The sequence below is a fragment of the Mycobacterium sp. genome, assembly GCF_052144515.1.
GTDB lineage: Bacteria > Actinomycetota > Actinomycetes > Mycobacteriales > Mycobacteriaceae > Mycobacterium.
In genome coordinates this window covers 1-5635 of record NZ_JBKQQD010000342.1, presented here as the reverse complement: position 1 = coordinate 5635, position 5635 = coordinate 1, and the positions used below count along the sequence as shown (strand labels likewise).

The 5635-nt window shown below is 69.4% G+C and carries 6 protein-coding genes; 2 read left to right on the top strand and 4 right to left on the bottom strand.

Going from position 1 to position 5635, the window contains the following annotated elements:
• Positions 1-206 precede the first annotated feature (206 nt).
• Positions 207-515 carry a hypothetical protein gene (locus tag ACLP9N_RS22725; protein ID WP_442409507.1) on the top strand — a complete coding sequence of 103 codons (309 nt, stop codon included), beginning with the start codon at positions 207-209 and terminating at the stop codon, positions 513-515.
• 1 nt (position 516) lies between these two features.
• Here ACLP9N_RS22725 and ACLP9N_RS22720 read toward each other — a convergent pair whose 3' ends face one another.
• The 3 genes from ACLP9N_RS22720 to ACLP9N_RS22710 are packed head-to-tail and all read right to left on the bottom strand — an operon-like array spanning position 517 to position 3649.
• Positions 517-2367 carry a GMC family oxidoreductase N-terminal domain-containing protein gene (locus ACLP9N_RS22720; RefSeq protein ID WP_442409506.1) on the bottom strand — a complete coding sequence of 617 codons (1851 nt, stop codon included), beginning with the start codon at positions 2365-2367 and terminating at the stop codon, positions 517-519.
• A complete protein-coding gene (locus ACLP9N_RS22715; protein ID WP_442409505.1) occupies positions 2364-2693 on the bottom strand; it encodes a hypothetical protein in 330 nt (109 codons plus the stop codon). Before ACLP9N_RS22715 ends, ACLP9N_RS22720 begins: the two co-directional genes overlap by 4 nt.
• The gene (locus ACLP9N_RS22710) at positions 2690-3649 is read right to left on the bottom strand and encodes a hypothetical protein (protein WP_442409504.1); all 960 of its coding nucleotides are present in this window, start codon (positions 3647-3649) and stop codon (positions 2690-2692) included. The genes ACLP9N_RS22715 and ACLP9N_RS22710 overlap by 4 nt, the downstream gene beginning before the upstream one ends.
• A gap of 158 nt (positions 3650-3807) precedes the next feature.
• Between ACLP9N_RS22710 and ACLP9N_RS22705 the strand changes: the two genes are divergently transcribed.
• Positions 3808-4572, top strand: a complete 765-nt coding sequence (locus ACLP9N_RS22705) for a FadR/GntR family transcriptional regulator (protein WP_442409503.1) — start codon at positions 3808-3810, stop codon at positions 4570-4572.
• Here ACLP9N_RS22705 and ACLP9N_RS22700 read toward each other — a convergent pair.
• Complete coding sequence (locus ACLP9N_RS22700) at positions 4535-5341, bottom strand: hypothetical protein (RefSeq protein ID WP_442409502.1); 807 nt, start codon at positions 5339-5341, stop codon at positions 4535-4537. The genes ACLP9N_RS22705 and ACLP9N_RS22700 overlap by 38 nt on opposite strands.
• Positions 5342-5635: the final 294 nt, after the last annotated feature.

Sequence of the window (5635 nt, the reverse complement as noted above, 5' to 3'; positions counted from 1 at the left end):
ATCACGTCATCGAATCGACCCTGCCGATTCTCACGTCCCAAAGCCACACACCGATTCTCCAGGCACACCCGCGCCAACCCCGCCCAGCCACGCCGAAACCGGCACACTAAATCAGCGGCGTCCTAGTCCGCACCCTGGCCGGGCACACCGCGCGCACCGACGACTGTTGGTTTGCGGTATGGGAGGGCTGGGGTTCCCTCGGCGAGGTGTTTTCCGACCAGCCGACATTCCAGCTGCCGAATCGCAATTACCACTTGGCGCGCGGTCCGGTCGCAGCGGTCGCCCATTCGGTGAGTTCCCGGCTCATGAGCCAGTCCTGCAACCTATGGTGGCCAGAAGACCACGCCTGGTGCGTGGCGACCGAAATCGACCTTGACAGCACCTATATCGGCGCATCCGAAGTGTGTATCGAGGAATTACTGGCGAACCCAGATCTGGACGCGGTGCCGCTGAGCCTCACAGCGGGCATCACCGCCGACAGCGACACCCTCAACCCGGTCTCCGAACCTGACTGACCTACCGAGCCGCCGACACTTCTTCGGCGAGCGCCAAAGCCAGCGCCATGATCGAGAGCTGCGGGTTCACCTCGGGGCAGCTCGGCAGGATCGACGCATCGGCCACCCATACACCGTCGACGCCGCGCAACCGACCGCGTTCGTCGACCGGACAGAGCCGCTCGTCGGCGCCGGCGGCCACGGTGCCCGTCGGATGGAACGCGGCCAGGTGCAGGCTTCGTGGGTTGCTGCGGCGCAACACGTCCTGCAGCGCGGGCAGCGACGTCACGGTCGGCGCGCCGGGCAGACCGGTGAGCACCTCGACCGCGCCGGCGGCGAACAGCAGCCGGCCCATAGCCTCCAGCGCGACCAGCAGCCTGGCGATGTCGGCCCGGTCGATGGTGTAGCGCACCAGTGTCTCTCCGCGCACCGAGGACACCGAGCCAACCCCGCGATCGGCCACCATCGCCCCGAACGTCGCGACCTGAGGTGCCCGGTCGAGCCAGCCCAGCAGCTCGGCACCGTAGCCGGGAAAGACCATCGACCCCATGCCCGGTGGCGTCGAGGTCGCTTCGATCAGCACGCCGTCCGACTCATGCAACTCGTGCACGGCGGCGCTCTGCAGCACGCCGCGCCACGCGAGGACGTCGTCGTCGAAGCGCCCGGCCAGCATTGTCGCCGGATGCAGCGCGAGGTTTCGGCCCAGCCGCGGATGTGTTCCAATTCCGCTGCGCCGCAACAAGCCTGGCGTCTCGGTGGCGCCGGCGGCGACGATGACCGTGTCCGCAAGCACGTCCAGCGCCGTGCCGTCGGGCCGGCGGGCCCGCACGCCGCGGGCGCGTCCGTGCTGATGCAGCACCCGGTCCACCCGTGCCTGCGAGACGATCCGTGCACCGGCCGCGCACGCCTGGGGCAGCGCGTTGAGATGGACGCCGGACTTGGCGTTGCGGGGGCAGCCGATCGCGCATTGGCAACAGCCCTCGCAGCCCGGCGCGTTGCGTGGGATGGGCGCCGCCCGCCAGCCCAGCGACATGGCGGCGTCGAGCAGCAGGCGCCCGTTGCGGCCCATGATGTCCAGCGGCACCGGTGCCACCCGCAGGGTGCGCTCGACGTCGTCGAGGTGTTCGCCCAGCCGGTCCGGATCCGCTATGCCCAAACCGAATTCGTCGCGCCAGCGCCGTTGTACCGCCAGCGGCGGTCGGAAGCAAGTGCCGGAGTTGACGACGGTGGTGCCACCGACCGCCCGGCCGATGGGCAGCACAACCGACGGACGGCCCAGCGCGAGGGTCGCCCCGGCGCCGCGGTACAGCCCGGCATAGCGGTCGATCGGGTGGGTGCTGCGGAACTCATCGACCGTCCAGCGCCGGCCCTCCTCGAGCACGACGACGTCCAAGCCCGCCCGCGCCAGGGTGCGGGCCGCCATCGCTCCACCGGCGCCGGACCCGACGATCACCGCGTCAGCGGCGACGAAGGAGGGGCTCTCGGTGGACGGCGTGATGGTCAGGGTCGCGTCGGGCCGTGCCACGTCGTGCTTTTGGGCCCGGGCGAGCAACTCCGGTGCATAGGTGTCGGCGCCGTTGGCCAGCAGGACGATCACCTTCATGGCCTCGACGGCCGCACTGGCGTCCGGGCTCAGCGCGGCCACCCGCCGCAGCACCTGGTCGCGTTGGCTTGGGCTGAGCCGGGACAGCGACCGGCCGGTGGTGAGGTAGCTCGCCGCGCCGACCGACAGCAACCCGGCGCGCAGCGCCAGCCGCGTTGTCGACGGCATCCGCGCCAGGTAACGGTCGACGCGATCGACCAGCAGGGTCGGCGAGGGGCCGCCGTGCTCCTCGGGCAGTAGTGCGGTGCCGAAGGACGCCAACGAACTCATTTGCGGCGCCCGAGCTTTCGCCCGAGCTTGAGGAAGAACGGGTAGGTTGCGAAGATGCCCCCGGCCGCCGCGTGCAGCGGCCACTGGGCGTCTTTCGTGTTCACGCCGAAAACGCCGCTGTTCCACATGAAGTCGCGGCCGTTGCGGGCGCGGAACGGTCGCCACAGCAGCCCGAGGCCGGGCACGTTGTTGTACAGCCCGAAGGATCCGCCGAAAAAGACGCCGAGCGTGGCGGCCTCGGCCAAGTCGCGGCGCTCTTGCGGCAGCGCGCGCTCGATGAGTACCCCGGAGGCGAACAGCAACGGCGGGTCAAGGAGAAAACTCACGACGGGATCCTTTCGTCGACGGCAGGGGCCTGGGCACCGCGCAGACCGACTTCGGCGTGTCCGGTGCCCAGCACCGACCACTGCTGGTCGCCGATCTCGATGTGGATGTCGGCCTGTTCGGTGTTGGTGCACACCGCGGTGCCGCCGTCGGGATCGGTGTAGTGCAGGCTCACGCACCGGTCCGGCGGCTGGTCGACGCGGATGAGCGCGGCTTTGCCGCCGACGCGTCCCTCCATCTGCCAGTGCCGCAGACCCAACGTTGTGCGCATCCGCAGCGACGGCAAAGGGCTTGTGGGCCAATCCTTTCCATCGATACGCAAGCGAATGAACGCCAGCGGCGCAAGCCGGCGCAGGCCAGGTCGGTGCGAGACAGCCGAGACTGCTTCCAGGACGTCGCCGCCACCGAGGTCCGCATGAATCCATCCCCAGCGTTTGGCGTTGCCGTGTCCGTAGATGTGGGCGACGCCGCCGCGCCAGCCGTCGACCCGGTGCATGGTGCCGTCCACCGTGAGTGAGCCGGTGAAGTCGGCGGTGGGGGCGAGCACCACCTGCGCGCCCGGCAGCAACTCGCGCTCCCACGCCAGGCGGGGGAACGTCCACAACGGCGCGCCGGTGTCCTTCCAGGACAGCTCCCACGCCAGCGACCCGCAACGTCCAGCGAGCTCCTCCTGGCTCACGCGTGCTCCGGCCGCGTCGAACCAGGCCGCACCCGCTGAAGGCTGGACGGGCTCGGGGCCGAACCGCTCGGTGCGCGGCGGCGCGTCGGCGGGAAACCAGGTGGCCCAGCCGTGTGCGTAGGCGGGGCCGTGCGTCGGCGCGACCGTCTCGCAGTGAATCCACAGGCCGGCGCGGGTCTGTGGATCGGACAGGGTGGCGTAGAAGACTTCCAGTCGGCCGGCCTTGCCACGCCAGCGCGGGGCGGCGGCCGATCGCAGTTCCCGGGTTTGCTTGTCCACTACTCGCCTCCGTGAGTTGGATCGACTGTGCTTTCACGGCGCCGAGTGTGCGCCCAGGGCGCAAAACCGGCGATTTTCCGCCCTGGACGCACACTCGATGCCGACTCGCACTTCGTGTTGGTCACTGCGTCGATCCATCCACTATATTGGTTGAGCCAATGAACCAGTCAAGTCCAATTCAGCCGCCCGACCGGCACCGGGTGGACGAACAGATCGCTGCGTCGATCGCCGACGCCATCCTCGACGGCGTCTTCGCGCCAGGCTCGACGCTGCCGCCCGAGCGGGACCTGGCCGAACAGCTCGGTGTGAACCGCACGTCGTTGCGGCAGGGTCTGGCCCGGTTGCAGCAGATGGGCCTGATCGAAGCCCGCCACGGCAGCGGCAACCTGGTCCGCGACCCGGAGGGACTCACCCATCCCGCGGTGGTCGAGGCGCTGGTGCGCAAACTGGGCCCGGAGTTCCTCGTTGAGTTGCTCGAGATTCGCGCGGCGTTAGGCCCCTTGATCGGCCAGTTGGCGGCAGAGCGGCATACGCCCGACGATGCCGAGGCGCTACGCGCCGCGCTGGCAGCGGTGCGGGAGGCGGACACGGCCGTGGCGCGCCAGTCCACCGACCTCGCCTACTTCCGTGTGCTCATCCACAGCACCCGCAACCGTGCGTTGGGGTTGCTGTATCGCTGGGTCGAGCACGCCTTCGGCGGCCGCGAGCACGAGCTCACCGGGGCCTACGACGACGCCGAGCCGGTCGTGGCCGACCTGCGGGGGATCACCGAGGCCGTGGTGGCGCGCGACGCCGCGGCCGCCGCCTCGGCGATCGAGGCATACCTGCGCGCCAGCGCGCTGCGCATGGTCGAGTGTTATCGACGCGGCTCGGAGACTTACCCGACTACTCGGCGAGCCGCGTCGCCGGGTGCACCGCGATGAGCCCTAACTTGCTGCGGCGCTTGCACATTGACGCGAGTTCCGCATACGCCTTCTTGCCGAGCAGTTCGGTTAGTTCGTCGGCCAGGCTCTCCCACACCTGCTTGGCGCCGACGTGGGCGGCCGGGTCGCCGGTGCAGTACCAGTACAGGTCGGCGCCACCGGAGCCCCAGCCGCGCCGGTCGTATTCGGTGACGGTGGTCTTGAGGATCTCCGTGCCGTCCGGCCGGGTCACCCACTCCTGGCTGCGCCGGATCGGCAACTGCCAGCAGACGTCGGGTTTCATCGTCAGCGGCGGCACACCCAGCTTGAGGGCTTTACTGTGCAGCGCGCAGCCGGGCCCGGCGGCGAACCCGGGCCGATTCAAGAAGATGCACGCGTCTTTGTGTTTGCGCGTGCGAAATTGCGATTGGCCGTCGTTCTCATCAAGCTCGAGGTAGCCCCTGCGGCCCAAGCCTTTTTCGCGGAACTGCCAATCGTCGTCGGTCAGCTTCTTCACCGCATCGTCCAATCGGGCCCGGTCGTCGTCGTCGGACAGGAACGCGCCGTGCGAGCAACATCCGTCGTCCGGCCGGCCCGCCACCGTGCCGCGGCACGCCGGGGTGCCGAACACACACGTCCAGCGCGACAGCAACCAGGTGAGGTCGGCCGCAATCAGGTGCTCGGGATTCTCCGGGTCGTAGAACTCCACCCACTCACGGGCGAAATCCAATTCCACCTCTTGTCCCGGATTTGTACCCGGCTGCCCCGGCTCTGGGCGCGAATTTGCCACGGCCTCAACGTTAGACCACGATTCCGGCGGCAAGCGCGGCTCGCGTCGTGTCGGTTTGCCGGACTGCTCAGTCGCGCGCATCGTCGCCCCGCTGGTGCTGAATTGCGGGCCTTCTCCTCACGCCGCTTCGCGGCGCGCATCGTCGCCCCGCTGGTGCTGAGTTGCGGGCCTTCTCCTCACGCCGCTTCGCGGCGCGCATCGTCGCCCCGCTGGTGCTGAGTTGCGGGCCTTCTCCTCACGCCGCTTCGCGGCGCGCATCGTCGCCCCGCTAGTGCTGAGTTGCGGGCCTTCTCC